Genomic DNA, 22,026 nt, shown 5'->3' on the forward strand with positions numbered 1-22,026 from the left:
TAGTTCCTTAATATATTCTGTTCGATCAAGCAGCGATAGGCTGTACGGAAGCGGCTTCGTTCGCCACGTCTTCGGCCATTTCGGCCAGTGCGCGTTTGTATTCGCTAGGGAATACTTTGACGAACTTGCCACGGCTCTCGGCCCAGTTATCGAGCAACAGGCGGGCACGGGTGCTGCCGGTGTGCTTGAAATGACGCTCAATCAAACGCTTCAGGATCACTTCGTCCGACTCGCGGCCGATATCCTTGTGTTGGATATGCCAGGTTGCGCTCTGCGCTTCCTGCTCTTTGGTGGTCAGCACCGGCTCCAGCGACACCATCGAAGTGTTGCAGCGCGATTCGAAATCGCCGTCCGGATCGTACACGTAGGCGATACCGCCCGACATACCCGCCGCGAAGTTACGGCCGGTGTTGCCCAGCACGACGACCGTGCCGCCGGTCATGTATTCGCAACCGTGGTCGCCGGTGCCTTCAACGATGGTGGTGGCGCCCGAGTTACGCACTGCGAAACGCTCGCCGGCCACGCCGTTGAAGAAGGCTTCACCGGAAATCGCGCCGTACAGCACCGTGTTACCGATGATGATGTTGTTCACTGCCCAGCCGCGGAACTCGGTATTCGGACGCACGATGATGCGGCCGCCCGACAAGCCCTTGCCGACATAGTCGTTACCCTCGCCAACCAAGTCGATGGTGATGCCATGTGCCAGGAAGGCGCAAGCCGACTGGCCGGCCGTGCCTTGCAGCTGGATATGGATGGTGTCGTCCGGCAGGCCGGCGTGACCGTAGCGCTTGGCCACTTCGCCCGACAGCATGGTGCCCACGGTGCGGTTCAAGTTCTTCACCGGCGAGATGAAGGACACGCGCTCGCCTTTTTCCAGCGCCGCTTTGGCTTGCGCAATCAGCTTGTGGTCCAGTGCCTTGTCGAGGCCGTGATCCTGTTCCATGGTGTGGTAGACGGAATCGCCGTTCGGTACTTCCGGCTGGTAGAAGATGTTGCTGAAGTCCAGACCCTTGGCTTTCCAGTGCGAGATCGCCTTGGATTTGTCCAGCAGGTCAACACGGCCGATCAGCTCGTCATAGGTGCGGATGCCCAGTTGCGCCATCAGCTGACGCGCTTCTTCAGCGACGAAGAAGAAGTAGTTCACAACGTACTCGGGCTTGCCCGAGAACTTAGCGCGCAGCACCGGATCCTGAGTCGCAACGCCGACCGGGCAGGTGTTCAGGTGGCATTTACGCATCATGATGCAGCCTTCCACCACCAGCGGCGCGGTAGCGAAGCCGATTTCATCAGCGCCCAGCAGGGCGGCGATCACCACGTCGCGACCGGTACGCATCTGGCCATCGGCCTGGACGCGGATACGGCTACGCAGGCCGTTCAGCACCAGCGTCTGTTGGGTTTCAGCCAGGCCCAGCTCCCAAGGGGTGCCGGCGTGCTTGACCGAGGACAACGGCGATGCGCCGGTGCCGCCGTCATGGCCTGCCACCACCACGTGATCGGCTTTTGCCTTGGTCACACCAGCAGCCACGGTACCGATACCAACTTCCGACACCAGCTTGACCGAGATCGAAGCACGCGGATTGGCGTTCTTCAGGTCGTGGATCAGCTGCGCCAGATCTTCAATCGAGTAAATATCGTGGTGCGGTGGCGGCGAAATCAGGCCCACGCCCGGCACCGAGAAGCGCAGGGTGGCGATGTATTCCGACACTTTGTGGCCTGGCAGCTGGCCGCCTTCGCCCGGTTTGGCACCTTGGGCCATCTTGATCTGGATCTGGTCGGCCGAGTTCAGATAAGCAGCGGTCACGCCGAAACGGCCGGACGCCACCTGCTTGATGCGCGAACGCAGCGAGTCGCCTTCCTGCAGAGGAATATCGACCACCATCTGCTCTTTACCCATGACCGAAGCCATAGTCTCGCCCTGCTTGATCTTGATTCCTTTCAGTTCCATGGTGTAGCGCGATGGATCTTCGCCGCCTTCGCCGGTGTTCGATTTGCCGCCGATGCGGTTCATCGCCACTGCCAGCGTAGCGTGGGCTTCGGTCGAGATCGAGCCCATCGACATGGCGCCGGTAGCGAAACGCTTGACGATTTCCTTGGCTGGCTCAACTTCATCCAGCGGAATCGCCTTGGTCGGATCAATCTTGAACTCGAACAGGCCGCGCAAGGTCAGGTGACGCTTGCTCTGGTCGTTGATGATTTGTGCGTACTCTTTATAGCTCGAGAAGTTGTTCGAGCGGGTCGAGTGTTGCAGCTTGGCGATCGCATCCGGAGTCCACAGGTGGTCTTCACCGCGCACACGGAAGGCGTATTCGCCGCCGGCGTCCAGATGGTTGGCCAGCACTGGGTCGTTGCCGAAGGCCAGGTTGTGCAGGCGCAGCGCTTCTTCCGCCACTTCAAACACACCGATGCCTTCCACGTTGGAGGCAGTGCCCTTGAAGTATTTGTCCACCAGCGACTTGTTCAGGCCGATAGCTTCAAAGATCTGCGCGCCGCAGTAGGACATATAAGTCGAGATACCCATCTTCGACATCACCTTCATCAGGCCCTTGCCGATGGCCTTGGTGAAGTTGTAGATAGCTTTTTCAGCCGACAGGTCGCCCGGCATGCCGGCGGCCATTTCCACCAGGGTTTCCATTGCCAGGTACGGGTGGATGCCTTCCGCGCCGTAACCTGCCAGCAGCGCGAAGTGGTGGGTTTCGCGGGCCGAGCCGGTTTCCACCACCAGGCCGGTCGAGGCGCGCAGGCCTTTGCTGACCAGGTGCTGGTGGATGGTCGAGGTCGCCAGCAGGGCTGGGATCGCCACGCGGTCCGGGCCGATCGAACGGTCCGACACGATCAGGATGTTGTGGCCGGATTTAACCGCGTCCACGGCTTCCGCGCACAGCGACGCCAGGCAGGCTTCAACGCCTTCCTTGCCCCAGGCCAGCGGGTAGCAGATGCCCAGCTCGTACGATTTGAACTTGCCGCCGGTGTGCTGGCTGATATTGCGCAGACGCTCCATGTCGTCGAAGCCCAGGATAGGCTGCGACACTTCGAGACGCATTGGCGGGTTGACGTTGTTGGTGTCCAGCAGGTTAGGCTTAGGACCGATGAACGATACCAGCGACATCACCATCGCTTCGCGGATCGGGTCGATCGGCGGGTTGGTCACCTGCGCGAACAACTGCTTGAAGTAGCTGTACAGCGGCTTCAGCTTGTTGGACATGACGGCCAGCGGCGAGTCGTTACCCATCGAGCCGGTAGCTTCTTCGCCCGAGGCAGCCATCGGCGCCATCAAGAATTTCAGGTCTTCCTGGGTGTAGCCGAAAGCTTGCTGACGGTCCAGCAGCGATGGCACGGCTTTTTCGCCGGCGGCAGGCTTGTCCTTGGCACGGTTGTGCGCCAGCTGGCTTTCGCTCAGCTTGATTTCGTTCAGCTTGATGCGCACCGCGTTAATCCATGCCTTGTATGGCTTGGCGTTGGCGTAGGTGTCTTTCAGCTCTTTGTCGTCGATGATGCGGCCGGCTTCCAGATCGATCAGGAACATCTTGCCTGGCTGCAGACGCCATTTCTGGATGATTTTCGATTCCGGAATCGGCAGCACGCCAGATTCCGACGCCATCACCACCAGGTCGTCGTCGGTGACGATATAACGCGCAGGCCGCAAACCGTTCCTGTCCAGCGTACCGCCGATGTAGCGGCCGTCGGTGAAGGCCAGGGCGGCAGGGCCGTCCCACGGTTCCATCATGGCTGCGTGGTACTCGTAGAAGGCGCGGCGGTTGTCGTCCATCGTGCCGTGGTTTTCCCAGGCTTCCGGCACCATCATCATCATCGCCTGGGCGATTGGGTAGCCTGCCATCAGCAGCAGTTCCAGCGCGTTGTCGAAGCAGGCGGTGTCCGACTGGCCTTCGTAGATCAGCGGGAACAGCTTTTGCAGGTCTTCGCCCAGCACGGCCGATTTCATCACGCCTTCGCGGGCGCGCATCCAGTTGAAGTTGCCGCGCACGGTGTTGATCTCGCCGTTGTGCGCCAGCAGGCGGTACGGGTGGGCCAGCGGCCATTCCGGGAAGGTGTTGGTCGAGAAGCGTTGGTGCACCAGCGCCAGCGCCGACACGCAGCGCGCGTCTTGCAGGTCTTTGTAGTACACGCCAACCTGGTCCGCCAGCAGCAGGCCTTTGTAGACGATGGTACGGGCCGACAGCGAGGCCACGAAGAATTCTTTGCCGTGGATCAGTTTCAGCGCCTGGATGGCGTGGCCCGACGATTTGCGGATCACGTACAGCTTACGTTCCAGCGCGTCGGTCACCATGATGTCGGCGCCACGGCCGATGAAGATCTGGCGGATGACTGGTTCTTTGGCGCGCACGGTCGGCGACATCGGCATGTCGAGGTCGACCGGCACATTGCGCCAGCCCAGCACGATCTGGCCTTCGGCGCGCACGGCGCGCTCGATTTCCTGTTCGCAGGCGATGCGCGATGCGTTTTCTTTCGGCAGGAACACCATGCCGACGCCGTATTCGCCTGGCGGCGGCAGTTCCACGCCTTGCTTGGCCATTTCGTCACGGTAGTACTGGTCCGGGATCTGGATCAGGATACCAGCGCCATCACCCATCAACGGGTCGGCACCTACCGCACCCCGGTGATCGAGGTTCTTCAAGATCAGCAGACCCTGTTCCACAATCGAGTGACTCTTGTTGCCCTTGATGTGGGCGACGAAACCGACGCCGCAGGCATCGTGTTCATTGGAAGGATCGTAAAGACCTTGGGCTTTCATGGCTAAACTCCGGACTAATTGGCTCGAAGGCCAAGATTAGTGCAATGCAGCGTAAACCTCAACAAGAACAATTAGGGTCGGAGTCGAATTAAATTTTCCTCAGAAGCTTATTTTTTTAATTGGGGACAGAGTAAATCCGGGGTCAGGTCCTCCATTTCTACACGAGCTCGGCCATAACTGCCGTAATGGCCGAGCTCGTGTAGAAATGGAGGACCTGACCCCGGGTTATAACTTTATTTTGAATGGCCGGCCGCGTTTTGCCGGTAAAACCTGGCGTTTTACCTTGTTCTGCAGGGCGGTCTGGAACTGTTGCGAGCCCAGCGGCCAGCCTTTGAGTAGGGATTTGCCGATTAAAGTGATTTCCTCGGCGCTCAACGTCGGCTGGGAAAGCGCGCTATAGGCCGCTTCACGCTGGAATGGCGTGTTACCCAGCTCCCAAACCTTGGCGTGGTCAGTCACCAACCCGTCCGGGCGGATGCCGGCGTGGTGACAATAGCTGGACCACGGGTAGTCCTCGGCGCGCGCCACCATGCCGTTGCGTACCGGGTTGAATTCAATGTAACGGCTGCACAACATAAAGTACGCATCGGCATCGATCAGCGAGGTTTTGTAGCGTCCGTTCCACAAAGTTCCACTGCGGGAATACTTTTGGTTGAAATAGGGCACGTAATAGCGGCCGACCCACTGCATCATCTGACCGAGACCAGTGTCGTCGGTCGGCGTAACCAGTAAATGCAGGTGATTTGGCATCAAAACGTAGCAGTGGACCGCCACTTTGTAGGTTTTGGCGGCGGTGCGCAGCCAGCCGAGAAAGGTCTGATAATCTTCGGCGTCGAGGAAGACGTCCTGGTTGTTGGCGCCGGTCTGAATGACGTGGTGCGGCTGGTGGGGAACGATTAAGCGGGGCAGGCGTGCCATACAAATAACAAAAAAGGGTAGATCGGAAGCCCGATTCTACCCTTGTTGCTTGACTCTGTCCCCGATTAAATTCGCAAGACAGAAAATCGCGCTGGCTCTGTCCCTATATACCGTCATTCCCGCGGAAGCGGGAATCCATACTCAGCATAGGTTCCCGCCTGCGCGGGAACGACACTACGATAAATTGAAGCTGGCGGACAGGCTGTAGCCCTCGCCGTAGGCGCTGCGCAGCGGCAGATCCTGGCCCAGGCCGGTACGAGCCTTCTTGCGCAGGCGGTAGACCAGCATGTCGACGCGGCGGCCGGCGTCCGGATCATCGCCGCCGATGCCGGCCACAATCACCTGGCGCGGTACTGGACGAGTGTTGATCGTCAGCAAGTGCAGGAAGTTGCACTCTTTCTCGGTCAGGGTAATCGCCATGCCCTGCAGCTCCAACTGGCGGGCGCTGACCTTGAGCGTCCACTTGCTCGGCGCCGGTATCGTTTCCTGCGGACCAACGCGGCGATCCAGCGCCTCAATGTGCGCCGCCAATTCCGGGAATTTGATAGGCTTGGTCAGGTAATGGTCGGCGCCGAGGCGCAAGCCGAGGATGCGGTTGTCGAACGCCACGCGGCCGGTCAGCACCAGCAGGCCGATTTGTGGATACAGCTGGCGCATGCGCGGGATGACGTTGAAGCCATCTTCGTCCGGCAGTCCAAGGTCCAGCACGACCACGCCAACATTGCCCTGGCTGAGTGCAGACCACATATCGCTGGCGTTATTGGTGATGTGTACTTCGTGTTCAAGTTCAGTCAGGAACTCCGCCATTTCTTCGGCGTAGTCGAGATTGTCTTCCACGATGAGTATTTGCGTCATTGATGCGCCATTCGATCGGTTAGTGCGCAAGCGTGCTCAGGCCACTCCTGCTATGAGCTTGCGTCCAAGGAATTATCACTGCTGCCTTCCTCTCGCGCAAGGTTTTTCCCGGCATTGGCCGCCACGGGCAACCAAATCCGAAATTCCGTGCCGCTTTCAGAAACATTCCGTGCGCTCACTGTGCCGCCGTGGACATCCGCGATCGAGCGTGCCATGTACAGGCCGAGCCCGGATCCAGCCACGCTTGCGGCGTTGCTGCCACGGTAGGCTTTATCGAATACATGCGGCAATTCCGCTTCCGGAATGCCGGCGCCGTGATCGCGCACCAGGAATTCGACGCCACCTTCCGTGGCAATTCTTCCTACCAATTCTATCGGAATATTCTCGCCTGTGTACTTTATTGCATTGTCCAGCAAGATGTCGAGGCACAAACGCATGCCGGACGGGTCGCAGCGCATCCATTGCGGCAAGCCGGTGGTCTGCACCGTAATTTGCTTGCGGCGGCGCTGGGCCTGTTCAGCCGCGCTTTGCAGCAGCACGGATGGGTTGACTTCATTGGGCTGACGCTCGCGGCCGATACTGGCCATGCGCTCCGGCGACAGGTATTCGTCCAGCATGGCCAGCATGCGGTCGACGGCGGTCTGGATCTTGCGGTAGCGCTTGCGCGTGCCTTCGTCATGGTGGGCGCCGGTCATTTCCAGCCGCTGCACGGCGCCGTCGATGGTCGACAAGGGCGTACGGAATTCGTGCGACAGCATGGAAGCGAACTTTTTCTGCTGCTGCGCCAGCTCACGGCGCGAGCTGAGATCGCGCACCACGCCGATCACGGTGGCCGGCACGCCGGCCGCGTCGAGGATCAATGTTGATTCAATTTCCACCGGCACAGCGTGGCCGTCGCGATGGGCCAGCTCGGTTTCACGCAGCAAGCGACGACGGCTGAGATCGCCCTCGGCGTAGCGCGTGAGCCGCGCCTGCAAATCCTTGAGCAGGCTGGAAGCCAGCGTCTGCGCCGTTTCCAGCGTGTAGCCGAACTGACGTTCGGCCGCTGGACTCAACCAAGTCAGCGAAAGCGTGGCGCAATCGGCCATCCAGCTGATTTCGCTGCTGTGTTCGAGCAGCAGCCGGTAGCGGGCTTCGTTGGCTTGGGATTGCTGTAGTGCTGCCTGGAGTTCCGCTATCGATACACTCATTGATTACTCCACCAAAGGTGCGAAGATTTGTTGCAGGTCCTCTTGCGTGAGCGCCATTTTCTGCGACTCGCCTTCCGCCAGGATGGACTGCGCCAGATCGGACTTTTTCTGCTGCAAGACTTGGATCTTTTCTTCCAGCGTGCCCTTAGCGATGAGTTTATACACAAATACCGGTTTGTCCTGCCCGATACGCCAGGCCCGGTCGGTGGCCTGGTTTTCCGCTGCCGGATTCCACCATGGATCATAGTGAATCACCGTGTCAGCTGCCGTCAGGTTGAGGCCGACGCCGCCGGCTTTCAGCGATATCAGGAAGATAGGCACTGCGCCTTGCTGGAAGGCCGCCACCTGTGCGCTGCGGTCCTTGGTGTCGCCGGTCAGCAGCGCATACGGGATGTCGCGCGCCTCCAGTTCTTCCTCGATCAACTCCAGCATGCTGGTGAACTGCGAGAACACCAGGATTTTGCGCTTCTCTTCCAGCAGGTCTTCCACCATCTGCATCAGGTCAGTCAGCTTGGCCGAACCAGCCGCTTGCTGTTTCTTGGTGGTCGACTTGACCAAGCGCGGATCGCAGCACACCTGGCGCAGCTTGAGCAGCGCTTCCAGGATGACGATCTGACTGCGCGCCACGCCCTTGCGGTCGATTTCCTCGCGCACTTTCTGGTCCATGGCGAGACGCACGGTTTCGTACAGGTCGCGCTGGGCGCCGGTCAGTTCGACCTTGCGCACCATCTCGGTTTTCGGCGGCAGCTCTTTCGCCACATTGTCCTTGGTCCGGCGCAGCAGGAAAGGCTTGATGCGACGGTTCAGCAATGCGCGACGCAGTGGATCATCCGCGCGTTCGATCGGATGACGGAACACGGTGTTGAAGCCCTTCTCGTCGCCAAGCAAGCCCGGCAACAGGAAGTGGAATTGCGACCACAGCTCGCCCAAGTGGTTTTCCAGCGGCGTGCCGGACAGGCACAGGCGATGGCGCGCGCGCAGCAGGCCGGCGCTCTGAGCCGCCTTGGAGCGGGTGTTCTTGATGTAGTGCGATTCGTCGAGAATCACGAGGTGGAAATCGTGCTCGCGCAGTTTTTCCTCGTCGCGCGGCAGCAGGGCGTAGGTGGTCAGCACCAGGTCGGCTTCGTCGATCTGGTCGAACTGGCCTATGCGGTCCTTGCCTTGCAACAGCAGCACTTTCAGGCCAGGGGCGAAGCGCGCGGCTTCTTCCTGCCAGTTGCCCATCAGGCTAGTTGGCGCAATCACCAGTGCTGGCGCGGTCAGGCGGCCGGCTTCTTTTTCTACGAGAATATGGGCCAGTGTTTGCACGGTTTTACCGAGTCCCATGTCGTCGGCGAGAATGCCGGCGAAGCCGTACTCACGCAGGAACTGCATCCACGACAGGCCATCGGTCTGGTAGTCACGCAGCGTGGCTTGCAAGCCGGCCGGCGTAGCGACGCGTTTCACCGCGCCGAACTGGTTCAGGCGCGCGCCCATGTCGCGCAGCTCTTCGCCGCCGGTCCAGCGCATTTCCACATTGCGGGCCAGCTCGTCGAGGCGCGCCGCGTCCAGCGTGGCCATGCGCAGCGAGGTCTTGATCTTGTCGCTGAAATACAACTCGCCCAAGGTGTTCAAGATAGGGCGCACGCGGCCCCATGGGAGGGCGACGCGGGTGCCGTCGGCCAGATTGGCCAGCATCTGGTCTTCCTCGCCGTGGTTGGCGATGACTTTTGGATTGAAATCATTCGGCGCGTTACGGATCAGCTGCACCAGCACCGGCAGCAGCGGTACCCGCTCCTGATTGACCATGATGCCCAGTTCCAGGTTGAACCAGGCGCGGCCGCCATCGGCCTCGTCTTCTTCCACTTCCGCGTACCAGTCGCCAACTTCCTGCGTGTCGAAACGGTACTTGACGGTTTTTTCGATCTTCCAACCGGCGTCTTTCAGTGCACTGATGCCGTCGCGCGCAAAGCGCAGCCATTCAGCCTGGGTCGGCAACAGCAAGCCGCCTTTGACGGCGCTCAGCGGCAGCGTGCTCGGCGCCAGGAAGTGGCGCTCGGTTAGTGTGGCCAATGCGTCGTCTTCAGCGCCGATGTCGCGCTGGATGATCTCGGTAACGTCACCCTTCTGACGCACCACGCGCTGCGACGGGTCGAACGACACGCGCTCGCCGTCGTAATCGAAGGACAGCACGGCAAAATCGTTCCAGCGTTGCAGGGAGCCGTCGGCCAGCATGGCAGCATCCAGCGTCAGCACCGGGCGCGGCTTGACGTCGTCGCGGATGCGCTGCGGCAGCGGTTGCGGCAGCGGCATCAGGCCTTGCAGGCCATGCGCCAGCAACAGCTGCGAGACGCGCATCTTGTCGTTGTTGGTCAGCAGCGGCGCTTGCGCTACCAGTGCTTGCAGGTCCGCCAACGGGATTTGCGTGCCGCCCTGATTCAATTGCAGCACGCCGCACGACAGGTTATCGATGTACCACGGCGGATCGGTCGGCAACATGTAATCGACCTGGTCAGCGCCGATGTGCTTGGCGCCTGGCGGCGGTGCGACCTGCCAGCCCAGACGCAAGCCCTTGCCCTCTTCGCGCCATGCCAGGTTGGCTTCGCGCAGTACGCCGCCTTTCAGCGGATAGACCAGCCCGTTGCCGACGTCGGCCCAGGAGTTTGCCCACAACAATTTGTCCTGCTCGGCCAGCATATTCAGCAGCGCCGCGCCGATCTTGCCACGCGGTTCGGTGGCCGAGCCGGTCTGGGAATTCTGGCCACTGCGCATAGCGACGAAGAAGCGGATCAGGTCTTCGTCGGCTTGCGTCATGAAAGTCGGTGGCGTCGACAGCAGCGAAAATACCTCGCTGACCGGACTGGCCGCCGCCACATCGCCGTTCGGACGGAGGCGGGCTTTGTACAGGCATAAGGCCACGTGACGGCCGCCGCTGGTGGGCGCCATCACATAAATCAGTTTGTATTGGGTTTGCTTGGGGTCATTTTCGACCGGCGGCGGAGTCAACTTGGCTTTGGGGTGCGCGGCTGCATCCACACGCTGCAGCCAGGTGGCTACGGCGTACGACAATTGATTCGCAGGCGGCGCTGGGCGTGTTGGAGCCGGTGCTGGAGCAGCAGGGGCGGCAGGGGCGTCGTCGCGGGTAAGATCCATAGGTCGCATTGTTGGTCAAAGATAGTTCAAAAACAGCAACAGGCAATATTATCCGCCATTGAAGCGTTCGTGTTCATGTAATTCTTCTAAAACCTGTTCGTCAGCGTGGGCTTCGCCACGTTCGCCGTCCTTTTGAGCGGCCAATGTCGTATTATTCCGGGCTTGTCTGTCTAGGAATCACCATCATGTTGCCTTCCATCGAACAACGTCTTGCCCTCGAACTGGTCGCCAAACCGGCCCAGGTTGCCGCCGCCATCGCCCTGTTGGACGAAGGTGCCACCGTGCCCTTCATCGCCCGCTATCGTAAAGAGGCGACCGGAGGCCTGGATGATACCCAGCTGCGCCTGCTCGAAGAGCGCCTGCGCTACCTGCGCGAGCTGGAAGACCGCCGCGCCAGTATCGTGGCATCGATTACCGAGCAAAACAAGATGACACCAGAGTTGTTAGATGCTGTCATGCACGCAGAAGACAAGACCCGTCTGGAAGACTTATATCTGCCGTACAAGCAAAAACGCCGCACCAAGGCCCAGATCGCTATCGAAGCGGGCCTGGCGCCACTGGCCGACGGCCTGCTGGGCAATCCGGAACTGAACCCGGAAACCGAAGCCGCCAACTATCTGCGCGAAGCTTTCACCACCACCGACGGCAACAATCCGGGCGTGGCCGACACCAAGGCCGCGCTCGATGGCGCGCGCCAAATCCTGATGGAACGCTTTGCTGAAGACGCTACCTTGCTGCAATCCCTGCGTGAATATGTGCAAGAGCATGGCATTGTTGAGTCCAAAGTTATTGAAGGTAAGCAAGAGGAAGGCGAAAAGTTCGCCGATTACTTCGATTATTCCGAGCCGCTGGCCAGCGTGCCGTCGCACCGTGCCCTGGCGCTGATGCGTGGCCGCCGCGAAGGCGTGCTGGACGTGGCCTTGCGCCTCGACACCGAAGCGGAAAAACCAAAGTGGGACGCACCGCACAATCCGTGCGAAAGCCGCATCGCCGCCCGTTTCGGCATCAAGAGCGCTGGCCGCCCGGCTGATAAATGGCTATCCGACACCGCGCGCTGGACCTGGCGCGTGAAGAGCTTCATGCATCTGGACACCGAACTGATGGGCGCGCTGCGCGAGAAATCCGAGCTGGAAGCCATCAATGTATTCGCTACCAATTTGAAAGCCTTGTTGCTGGCAGCCCCGGCCGGCCAGCGTGCCACCATGGGCCTGGACCCGGGCCTGCGCACCGGCGTCAAAGTGGCGGTGGTGGATGCCACCGGCAAGGTTGTGGATACCGCAGTGATTTATCCACACCAGCCGAAAAACGACTGGGAAGGTTCGCTGCACACCTTGGGCAAGCTGGTCATGAAGCACAATGTGTCGCTGATTTCGATCGGCAACGGCACTGCCTCGCGCGAGACCGACAAGCTGGCGCAAGACCTGCTCAAGCGCTTCCCTGAGCAGAAAATGAGCAAGATCGTGGTATCCGAGGCCGGCGCGTCGGTGTACTCGGCCTCCGAATTCGCCTCGAAAGAGCTGCCGGATATGGACGTATCACTGCGTGGTGCGGTGTCGATTGCGCGCCGTTTGCAGGATCCGCTGGCCGAGCTGGTGAAGATTGATCCGAAATCCATCGGCGTCGGCCAGTACCAGCACGACGTCTCGCAGACACAGCTGGCGCGCACACTGGATGCTGTAGTTGAGGATTGCGTGAATGCGGTCGGCGTTGACGTGAACACCGCTTCGGCGCCGCTGCTGGCGCGCGTGTCCGGCCTGTCATCGTCGGTGGCGCAGGCCATCGTCACCTACCGCGACCTGAAGGGCGCGTTCACCTCGCGCGCCGGACTGAAATCCGTGCCGCGCCTGGGCGACAAGACTTTCGAACAAGCCGCCGGCTTCCTGCGCGTGATGGGCGGCGAAAATCCGCTGGATGCCTCGGCAGTCCACCCGGAATCCTACCCGCTGGTCGAAAAAATCCTGGGCGACATCAAGAAGGATATCAAGGCCGTCATCGGTGAAACCGCGCTGATCAAGACCCTGCAGCCGGCCAAGTACGCCGACGACAAGTTCGGCGTGCCGACCATCACCGACATCCTGAAGGAACTGGAAAAGCCGGGCCGCGACCCGCGTCCTGAATTCACCACCGCCACCTTCAAAGAGGGCGTGGAAGAAATCAAGGACCTGCGTCCGGACATGATCCTGGAAGGCGTGGTGACCAACGTGGCCGCCTTCGGCGCCTTCGTCGACATCGGTGTGCACCAGGATGGCCTGGTCCACATCTCGGCCCTGTCCAACACCTTCGTCAAAGATCCGCACTCGGTGGTGAAAGCCGGCCAGGTGGTGAAAGTGAAAGTGCTGGAAGTAGATGAAAAGCGCAAGCGCATCGCCCTGACCATGCGCCTGACCGACAGCGCGCCGCAAGCCGGTTCGCAGCCGCAGCAGCGCGGTGACCGTAACGACCGCCGCGCCATGGGCCAGCAGCAGAAGGAGCAACAGCGGCAGCAGACCCGCGAGCCGGCCATCGGCGGCAGTATGGCCGCAGCCTTCGCCAAGCTGCGGGGGTAAAATAACGAGCACCGGCATTTTCTTATAAAATGCCGGTATTCCACATCTTATTACCCTAGAGGCAGCTATGAGCGACGTACAAACCTGGATCAAAGAAACCGTGACCAACACCCCAGTGGTGCTGTTCATGAAGGGCACCGCCCAGTTCCCACAATGCGGCTTCTCCGGCCGTGCTATCCAGATCCTGAAAGCGTGCGGCGTTGAAAACATTGCCACCGTGAACGTGCTGGAAGATCCGGAAGTCCGTCAAGGCATCAAGGACTACTCGAACTGGCCAACCATTCCCCAGCTGTACGTCAAAGGTGAATTCATCGGTGGTTCGGACATCATGAACGAGATGTTCGAGTCGGGCGAACTGAAAGCCCTGCTGGATGCCTGATCGGCCACAGCGGATTATCATTGCCATCACCGGCGCCACCGGCGCGGTGTATGGCGTGCGTCTGCTGCAAGTGTTGCAAAATATCCCGCTCGTCGAGACACATTTAGTGATCTCCGACGCTGCGGTCCTCACCCTGCACCAGGAAACTGGCCTGCAGCGGCGCGAAGTTGAATCCTATGCCCACGTGGTGCACAAGGTGCGCGATGTTGGCGCCTCGATTGCCAGCGGCTCATTCCAGAGCGACGGCATGATTATCGCCCCTTGCTCGATGAAAACGCTGGCCTCGGTCGCACACGGCCTGTCGGACAACCTGATCGCGCGCGCGGCCGACGTGGTGCTCAAGGAGCGCCGCCGGCTGGTGCTGATGGTGCGGGAAACGCCGTTCAATCTCGCGCACCTGCGCAATATGACAGCGGTCACGGAAATGGGCGGCATCATCTTCCCGCCGCTGCCGAGCTTCTATCACAACCCCCAAACGATTGCGGAAATGGTCGACCACACGGTGGCCCGCGTCATTGATTTATTTGGGATCGAACATGCTCTGGCGCCGCGCTGGGCGGGCCTGAAGGCTGCTGCGGACTCAGCCTAACAGCTTAGCGCTTGTCGTAGTAAGAACTGCTGGCGCGCTTCAATTCACGGGCTTCTTCTACCATGCGACGCTGGGCGATACGCTTGCGCATCACTTCGGCGTGCTGGGCGGCGCTCATGGGTGGGGCGGTCATCAAATCTTTCAGCTGCGAGGCATTGCTGTAATTGCTTTTCATCAAACGGCTCAAAGCGTGACTCCCCAAGAAGTAGGTTCTGTCCTATTGTGCCTGAAATCCGCTGCGAAACTATGACAATTCGCAAAGATAGTTAAAATAAAAAGGGCGCTGCTTGTGGCGCGCCCTGGTCCGAACAAAACTTGGCAAAATGTGAACCCAGTTTCACGAATGCACGGTAAGTCCCTGTGCCTGAACGGTTAACATCTTTGCGTAGTACTACGTAAAAATATCTACTTTTGGTAGTTCACCCGCACCAGCATGCGGATAAATTCCCGTGCGATCTGGCGGTGATGCTCGTCCAGACGCTGTAAATCCGCGATCAGTTTGACGTCGGCTGATTCAAAACGCGACAGGCCATTGGCGTTCTCGCCGTTCGGCGCGCCTTCTTCCGGACCGCCAAAACGCAGCCACTCGGCCGGTACGCCCAGCCACTGGGCGATCATGCGCAGCTTCTCCTGGGTCGGAATAGCCTCCCCTACCAGCCATTTCCGGGCCGCATGGACGGTAATCGGCCGGCCGTCGAAACGGATATTGAATTCGCGCGCCAACCGGGTGGGGCTGTCGGGCGAGTAGTGGGCGTTCTTGAGAGCCTGTTGCAGGCGCTGGCTAAAGCTTTCGCGTTCATTAGAGGAATTCATAATTGAACTATTTCACGTTGCGTCATGAAAGTCAGTCTCTGCGAAGCTAGCCGCGATTGTGACGTTGGAATATTTTATAGTTAACATTTTATCCTGTGCTGCAGCAAACGTCAGTCAAAATCGGTGGCAAATTTTATTCGGTGCCCCATAGGGGATAGCTATCATGCGGCGTACACCGAGTTTCACGTCGCACGATACCATTTTGCATCGCCGCAGGCACCAACTCTATGTTCGGTGCGCTACAATGGTTTGACGTTGACGTAAACGGAAATCCATCAGAAAAATGTCCACCTACACCATCACCGAACTGGCGCGCGAATTCGACATCACGGCACGCGCAATCCGTTTTTACGAAGACCAGGGCTTGCTGAGTCCATCCCGCGAAGGCGCCGGCGGCCGCAACCGCGTGTACACCGGGCGCGACCGCACCCGCCTCAAGCTGACCCTGCGCGGCAAGCGCCTCGGCCTGTCGTTGGCCGAGATCAAAAGCCTGGTCGACATGTATGAAACGCCGAAGGATTCGACCGCCCAGATGCACCGCTTCCTGGCGGTGCTGGCCCAGCACCGCGAAACGCTGGAACAACAGCGCGAAGACATTGAAATGTCGCTGGCCGAGATCCAGGCCCACGAAGACGAGTGCCAGCGCCTGATGGCCGCACACGCCGCTGCTTGACGTTTACGTTAACGTCACATCGGCGTATCATGGCCGCTTCAAACCAATAAAGAATAGAGGAAGACATGCTCCATCTCCCAGGCCTGACCTTTGACCACGGCGAGGACATCGCCGCCCTGCGCGAAGCCGTGCAGCAGTTCGCCGCCGCCGAAATCGCCCCACGCGCGGCGGAAATCGACCGCAGCGACCAATTCCCGATGGACCTGTGGCGCAAGATGGGTGAGCTGGGCGTGCTGGGCGTCACCGTGCCGGAAGAATACGGCGGCGCCAACATGGGCTACCTGGCCCACATCGTGGCGATGGAGGAAATCTCGCGCGCGTCGGCGTCAGTCGGCCTGTCGTATGGCGCCCACTCGAATCTGTGCGTCAACCAGATCAAGCGCAACGGTACGGAAGAACAGAAGAAAAAATACCTGCCGAAGCTGATCTCGGGCGAGTACATCGGCGCATTGGCCATGTCCGAGCCGAATGCCGGTTCCGACGTGGTCAGCATGAAGCTACGCGCCGATTTCAAGGGCGACCGCTGGGTGCTGAACGGCACCAAGATGTGGATCACCAACGGCCCGGACGCCGATGTGCTGGTGGTGTACGCCAAGAACGACCTGGAAGCCGGCCCGAAAGGCATGACCGCCTTCCTGATCGAAAAAGGTTTCAAAGGCTTCTCGATCGCGCAAAAGCTGGACAAGCTGGGCATGCGCGGCTCGCACACCGGCGAGCTGGTGTTTGAAGATTGCGAAGTGCCGGCCGAGAACGTGCTGGGCGGTTTGGGCAAAGGCGTGAACGTGCTGATGTCGGGCCTGGACTTTGAGCGCACCGTACTGTCCGGCGGTCCGCTCGGCATCATGCAGGCGTGCATGGACGTGGTGGTGCCGTACATCCACGACCGCAAGCAGTTCGGCCAGGCTATCGGCGAGTTCCAGCTGATGCAGGGCAAAATCGCCGATATGTACTCGACCATGATGGCGTGCAAGGCTTACGTCTACGCCGTTGGCCAGGCCTGCGACCGCGCCACCTCGCCGGAGCAAGTGCGCAACCTGCGCAAGGACGCCGCCGGCGCCATCCTGTACAGCGCCGAGAAAGCGACCTGGATGGCGGGCGAAGCAATCCAGACCCTGGGCGGCAACGGCTACATCAACGAATACCCGGTCGGCCGCCTGTGGCGCGACGCCAAGCTGTACGAAATCGGTGCCGGCACCAGCGAAATCCGCCGCATGCTGATCGGCCGCGAGCTGTTCGCCGAGACCAAATAAAGCCTCGGCCCATGCCGTCATGACCCAGGCCGCCTTCCCGAAGCTGCTGCGTTCGCAGATTGCGTTCGACATCGCGCACACCATCCGCGATGGCTTCGACAAGCACTACCGGCTGTTCCGCGCGACCAGCCAGCAGGCGCAGCAGCATTTTGAACGCGGCAGCTGGACGGCGGCGCAAACGGCCGCGCGCGAGCGCATCGATTTCTACGACAAGCGCGTGGAAGAATGCGTGCAGCTGCTGGAAGACGACTACGATCCCGCCGACCTGACCGATGAAGTGTGGCGCGAACTCAAGCTGCACTACATCGGCATGCTGTCCGATCATAAGCAGCCGGAGCTGGCCGAAACCTTCTTCAACTCCGTGTGCTGCAAGATCCTGCACCGGCGCTACTTCCACAACGAATTCATCTTCGTGCGCCCGGTGATCTCCACCGAGTACATCGAAACCGCCGAACCGCGCCCGACCTACCGCGTCTACTACCCGGCGACGGACGGCATGCACTACACGCTCAAGCGCATCGTCACCAACTTCCAGCTCGACGCCAAGTTCGCCAACCTCACGCGCGATGTGGAACAAGTGGAGGCCCGCCTCAACACGCTATATGGCGACGCCCGCATCGAGCCGAATCACCAGATCCACGTGCTATCCAGCCTGTTCTTCCGCAACAAGGGCGCGTACATCGTCGGCCAGAGCATCAACGGCAACCGCGTGTATCCGTTCGTGGTGCCAATCCTGCACAACCGCCACGGCGAGCTGATACTCGACACGGTGCTGTGCGACCCGGAACAGATTGCGGTGCTGTTCTCGTTCACGCGCGCTTACTTCATGGTCGACATGGAAGTGCCGTCGGCCTACGTGCAGTTCCTGCGCACGCTGATGCCGCGCAAACCGCGCAGCGAGATCTACACCATCCTCGGCCTGCAGAAGCAGGGCAAGGCGCTGTTCTATCGCGACTATCTTCAGCATCTCAAACACTCGTCGGACTTGTTCGACATCGCGCCCGGCATCAAAGGCCTGGTGATGCTGGTATTCGCGCTGCCGTCCTTCCCTTACGTGTTCAAGGTGATCAAGGACTTCTACCCGCCGCCGAAGGAAACCACACGCGCGCTGGTCAAGCAGAAGTACCTGCTGGTGAAGCACCACGACCGCGTGGGCCGCATGGCCGACACGCTGGAATACTCCAACGTCGCCTTCCCGCGCAACCGCTTCAAGGATGAACTGCTGGCGGAGCTCAAGCAGTTCGCGCCGTCGCTGGTGGAAGAAGAGGGCGACCAGATCATCATCAAACACTTGTACATCGAGCGCCGCATGGTGCCGCTGAATATGTGGCTGACTGAAAAAGAACACGATGACGCGCAGCTGGAACACGGCCTGCTCGAATACGGCAACGCCATCAAGGAGCTGGTCGCCGCCAACATCTTCCCCGGCGATATGCTGTACAAGAACTTTGGCGTCACACGCCATCAGCGCGTGGTGTTCTACGACTACGACGAAATCGAATACATCACCGACTGCCAGTTCCGCGCGATACCCGAGCCTCGCAACGAGGAAGAAGAAATGGCGTCGGAGCCGTGGTACCCGATCGGCAAGCACGATGTCTTCCCCGAGCAGTTTGGCAGCTTCCTGCTGGGGAACCAGAAGATCCGCAAGTACTTCCTCAAGCACCACGCCGACCTGCTCACACCCGAGTACTGGCAAGCGCGCAAGCAGCGCATCGAGCAGGGGCTGGTGGAGGATGTTTATCCGTATCCGCAACAAATCCGCTTCTTCCACAAGGAGCTATCCACTATTCCGGCGGAAGGTTTGTTACCTAAGCCGCCACCCTTCATGGAGACCTTTGAAAATGAATGATCCTATCGTCATCGTGGGCGCAGCCCGCACCCCTATGGGCGCCTTCCAGGGCGACTTCTCCACCAAGTCCGCGCACGACCTGGGCGCAGTGGCCATCCAGGCCGCCGTTGAACGCTCCGGCATCGACGGCAAGCTGGTAGAACACGTCTACTTCGGTAACTGCCTGATGGCGGGCCAAGGCCAGGCGCCTGCGCGTCAAGCGCTGTTGAAAGCAGGCCTGCCAACCTCCACTGGCGCCGTCACGCTGTCGAAAATGTGCGGTTCGGCGATGCAAGCCGCGATCTTCGCGCACGACCAACTGATCGCCGGCAGCGCCGACGTGGTAATCGCAGGCGGCATGGAATCCATGACCAACGCGCCTTACCTGATTCCAAAAGCCCGCGGCGGCTACCGCATCGGCCATGGCATGATGTTCGACCACATGATGTACGACGGCCTGGAAGACGCCTACTCGCGCAACGAAAAAACCGGCGAAGGCCGCTCGATGGGCACCTTTGCCGAAGAGTGCTCGGCCAAGTACGAGTTCACTCGCGAAGCGCAGGACAACTTCGCCATCGAATCAGTGAAGCGCGCGCAAGTCGCTACCAGCGAAGGCTACTTCAAGTGGGAAATCGCGCCAGTCACCGTAACCTCGCGCGCCGGCGACACCGTCATCGATAAAGATGAAGGCCCGCTGAAAGCGAAAGTGGAAAAGATCCCTACGCTGCGTGCAGCGTTCAAAAAAGACGGCACCATCACCGCTGCCTCGTCGTCGTCGATCAACGACGGCGCAGCAGCACTGGTAATGATGCGTGAATCGAAAGCGAAAGAACTGGGCCTGACACCGATCGCCCGCATTCACGGCCACGCCACCTTCGCACAAGAACCTAACCTGTTCACCACTGCGCCTATCGGCGCCGTCGAAAAGCTGTACAAGAAAATCGGCTGGACCACCAAGGACGTCGACCTGTTCGAGATCAACGAAGCTTTCGCCGCCGTGCCGATGGCCGCCATGCGCGACCTCGACATCCCGCATGACAAAGTCAACATCCACGGCGGCGCCTGCGCACTGGGCCACCCGATCGGCGCATCCGGCGCGCGCATCATCGTCACCCTGCTGGGCGCACTGAAACGCACCGGCGGCAAAAAAGGCGTGGCGGCGCTGTGCATCGGCGGCGGCGAAGCGACTGCCATGGCAGTGGAGCTGGTGTAATGGCGACGGCATTAATCATCGGCGCCTCGCGCGGCATCGGCCTGGAACTGGTCAAACAGTACCGGGCCGACGGCTGGCGCGTGATCGCCACCGCGCGCAAGCAGGAAGACTGCGACGCACTGTTGGCGCTCGGCGCCGAGCCGCACAAGCTGGATGTGAACAACGTCGAGGCGGTGGCCGGCATCGGCTGGAAGCTGGATGGTGAAGAGCTGGACGTCGCCATCCTCAACGCGGGCGTGTACGGCCCGCGCCACGACGGCTTCCCGATGGAGACCGACTTCAACGCCGTCATGCACACCAATGTGCTGGCGGCCATGCGTCTGCTGCCGGTCCTGGCGCCGATGGTGGCCGCGTCGCGCGGTGACGGCAAATTAGCCGTGCTGTCGTCGCGTATGGGATCGTTGAGCGAACGCAGTTCGCCCGCTGGTTCGCTGTACCGCGCCAGTAAGGCGGCGCTGAATTCAGTGCTGATCGACACGGCGCTGGTGCATGGCAAACAAGGGGTAACGTGCGTGGCCTTCCATCCAGGCTGGGTGCGCACCGACATGGGTGGCGACAGCGCAGATCTCTCAGTAGAAGAGAGCGCAGCAGGCATCCGCAACACGCTGGCGACGCTACCCGCGTCCGACCAGGCGACTTATCGCAACTACGATGGCACAACCATCGGCTGGTGATCGATACATTGGCCCCCGCAGGGGGCCAATAAAAAATAATTAAACGAGACGAATATGATACTGAGTCAGGAACATGAAATGATCCGCGACGCCTTGCGCAGCTTTGCGCAAGAGCGTCTGGCCCCCAACGCAGCCCGCTGGGACAAGGAACACCACTTCCCGCAAGAAGAACTGAAGGAGCTTGCAGCACTGGGCGCTTTCGGCGTCGCCGTGCCAGAGGAACTGGGCGGGGCGGGCATGGATTACGTGTCCCTGGCTTTGGTATTGGAAGAAATCGCGGCAGGTGATGGCGGCACGTCCACCATCATCTCTGTCAACAACTGCCCGGTATGCAGCATCGGCATGATGTATGCGAACGCGCAGCAAAAAGAACAATGGCTGCGGCCACTGGCGCAGGGCGACATGCTGGGCGCCTTCTGTCTCACCGAACCGCACACCGGCAGCGATGCCGCCGCACTGCGCACCACCGCCACCCGCGATGGCGATCACTATGTGCTGAATGGCGTGAAGCAGTTCATCACCAGCGGCAAGCACGCCGACGTGGCGATCGTGATGGCGGTGACCGACAAAGCCGCGGGCAAAAAAGGTATTAGCGCATTCTGGGTGCCGACGTCGACGCCCGGCTACATCGTGGCCGGCATTGAACAGAAGATGGGCCAGCACTCATCGGATACCGCGCAAATCCTGTTTGAAAACTGCCGCATCCCGGCTGAGAATTTGATAGGCGAAGAAGGGCAGGGCTACAAGATCGCCTTGTCCGGCCTGGAGGGCGGCCGCATCGGCATCGCCTCGCAATCGGTCGGCATGGCGCGCTCCGCATACGAAGCAGCATTGAACTACGCGCGTGAACGCGAGAGCTTCGGCAAGCCAATCTTCGAACACCAATCGGTGCAATTCAAACTGGCTGAAATGGCGATGCAGATTGAAGCCGCGCGCCAGCTGATCCTGCACGCCGCATCGATGAAGGACGCCGGCCTGCCCTGCCTGAAAGAAGCCGTAATGGCCAAGCTGTTCGCCTCCGAAATGGCGGAGAAGGTCTGCTCAGACGCCATCCAGATCCACGGCGGTTACGGCTACGTGAGCGACTTCCCGGTAGAACGCATCTACCGCGACGCGCGCGTCTGCCAGATCTACGAAGGCACCAGCGACATCCAGAAAATCCTGATCGCCCGCGCCCTCTAACCCCCTCGTCGTTCCCGCGAAAGCGGGAATC

At 60.3% G+C, this 22,026-nt stretch carries 16 protein-coding genes; 9 read left to right on the forward strand and 7 right to left on the reverse strand.

Annotation, left to right across the window (positions count from 1 at the left end):
- Nucleotides 1-25: 25 nt before the first annotated feature.
- The 5 genes from GTP46_RS08990 to GTP46_RS09010 form a co-directional block, all read right to left on the reverse strand.
- Nucleotides 26-4,750: a glutamate synthase-related protein gene (locus tag GTP46_RS08990; RefSeq protein WP_161006297.1), complete on the reverse strand. Its 4,725-nt coding sequence runs from the start codon at nt 4,748-4,750 to the stop codon at nt 26-28.
- A 225-nt stretch (nt 4,751-4,975) separates the two neighbouring features.
- Nucleotides 4,976-5,668 carry a transposase gene (locus GTP46_RS08995; protein WP_161006298.1) on the reverse strand — a complete coding sequence of 231 codons (693 nt, stop codon included), beginning with the start codon at nt 5,666-5,668 and terminating at the stop codon, nt 4,976-4,978.
- Between the two features lie 174 nt (nt 5,669-5,842).
- Complete coding sequence (locus GTP46_RS09000) at nt 5,843-6,523, reverse strand: response regulator transcription factor (RefSeq protein ID WP_008443102.1); 681 nt, start codon at nt 6,521-6,523, stop codon at nt 5,843-5,845.
- A 50-nt stretch (nt 6,524-6,573) separates the two neighbouring features.
- Nucleotides 6,574-7,713, reverse strand: coding sequence for a PAS domain-containing sensor histidine kinase (locus GTP46_RS09005; RefSeq protein ID WP_161006299.1), 1,140 nt, complete (start codon nt 7,711-7,713; stop codon nt 6,574-6,576).
- 3 nt (nt 7,714-7,716) lie between these two features.
- Nucleotides 7,717-10,845 (reverse strand): DEAD/DEAH box helicase, encoded by a 3,129-nt coding sequence (locus GTP46_RS09010; RefSeq protein ID WP_161006300.1) that lies wholly within the window; start codon nt 10,843-10,845, stop codon nt 7,717-7,719.
- A 185-nt stretch (nt 10,846-11,030) separates the two neighbouring features.
- Between GTP46_RS09010 and GTP46_RS09015 the strand changes: the two genes are divergently transcribed.
- From GTP46_RS09015 to GTP46_RS09025, 3 genes are all read left to right on the forward strand, one after another.
- Entirely contained in the window at nt 11,031-13,391 is a 2,361-nt protein-coding gene (locus GTP46_RS09015) for a Tex family protein (RefSeq protein ID WP_161006301.1), read from the forward strand.
- Between the two features lie 67 nt (nt 13,392-13,458).
- Nucleotides 13,459-13,770: a Grx4 family monothiol glutaredoxin gene (gene grxD / locus GTP46_RS09020; protein WP_008443113.1), complete on the forward strand. Its 312-nt coding sequence runs from the start codon at nt 13,459-13,461 to the stop codon at nt 13,768-13,770.
- Complete coding sequence (locus GTP46_RS09025; RefSeq protein WP_161006302.1) at nt 13,763-14,359, forward strand: UbiX family flavin prenyltransferase; 597 nt, start codon at nt 13,763-13,765, stop codon at nt 14,357-14,359. The genes grxD and GTP46_RS09025 overlap by 8 nt, the downstream gene beginning before the upstream one ends.
- A 4-nt stretch (nt 14,360-14,363) precedes the next feature.
- Here GTP46_RS09025 and GTP46_RS29440 read toward each other — a convergent pair whose 3' ends face one another.
- Nucleotides 14,364-14,534: a hypothetical protein gene (locus GTP46_RS29440; protein WP_202414210.1), complete on the reverse strand. Its 171-nt coding sequence runs from the start codon at nt 14,532-14,534 to the stop codon at nt 14,364-14,366.
- 230 nt (nt 14,535-14,764) lie between these two features.
- Entirely contained in the window at nt 14,765-15,172 is a 408-nt protein-coding gene (locus GTP46_RS09030; RefSeq protein ID WP_161006303.1) for a hypothetical protein, read from the reverse strand.
- A gap of 283 nt (nt 15,173-15,455) precedes the next feature.
- On the opposite strand from GTP46_RS09030, the gene GTP46_RS09035 reads away from it, so the two are divergent.
- From GTP46_RS09035 to GTP46_RS09060, 6 genes are all read left to right on the forward strand, one after another.
- Complete coding sequence (locus tag GTP46_RS09035) at nt 15,456-15,845, forward strand: MerR family transcriptional regulator (protein WP_161006304.1); 390 nt, start codon at nt 15,456-15,458, stop codon at nt 15,843-15,845.
- 65 nt (nt 15,846-15,910) lie between these two features.
- Nucleotides 15,911-17,095, forward strand: coding sequence for an isovaleryl-CoA dehydrogenase (locus GTP46_RS09040; protein WP_161006305.1), 1,185 nt, complete (start codon nt 15,911-15,913; stop codon nt 17,093-17,095).
- A gap of 19 nt (nt 17,096-17,114) precedes the next feature.
- A complete protein-coding gene (gene aceK / locus GTP46_RS09045; protein WP_161006306.1) occupies nt 17,115-18,947 on the forward strand; it encodes a bifunctional isocitrate dehydrogenase kinase/phosphatase in 1,833 nt (610 codons plus the stop codon).
- Nucleotides 18,940-20,139, forward strand: coding sequence for an acetyl-CoA C-acyltransferase (locus tag GTP46_RS09050; RefSeq protein ID WP_161006307.1), 1,200 nt, complete (start codon nt 18,940-18,942; stop codon nt 20,137-20,139). Before aceK ends, GTP46_RS09050 begins: the two co-directional genes overlap by 8 nt.
- A complete protein-coding gene (locus tag GTP46_RS09055; RefSeq protein ID WP_161006308.1) occupies nt 20,139-20,813 on the forward strand; it encodes an SDR family oxidoreductase in 675 nt (224 codons plus the stop codon). The genes GTP46_RS09050 and GTP46_RS09055 overlap by 1 nt, the downstream gene beginning before the upstream one ends.
- A 54-nt stretch (nt 20,814-20,867) precedes the next feature.
- Nucleotides 20,868-21,995: an acyl-CoA dehydrogenase family protein gene (locus GTP46_RS09060; RefSeq protein WP_161006309.1), complete on the forward strand. Its 1,128-nt coding sequence runs from the start codon at nt 20,868-20,870 to the stop codon at nt 21,993-21,995.
- Nucleotides 21,996-22,026: the final 31 nt, after the last annotated feature.

The organism is Duganella flavida, from assembly GCF_009857445.1.
Lineage (GTDB): Bacteria > Pseudomonadota > Gammaproteobacteria > Burkholderiales > Burkholderiaceae_D > Rugamonas > Rugamonas flavida.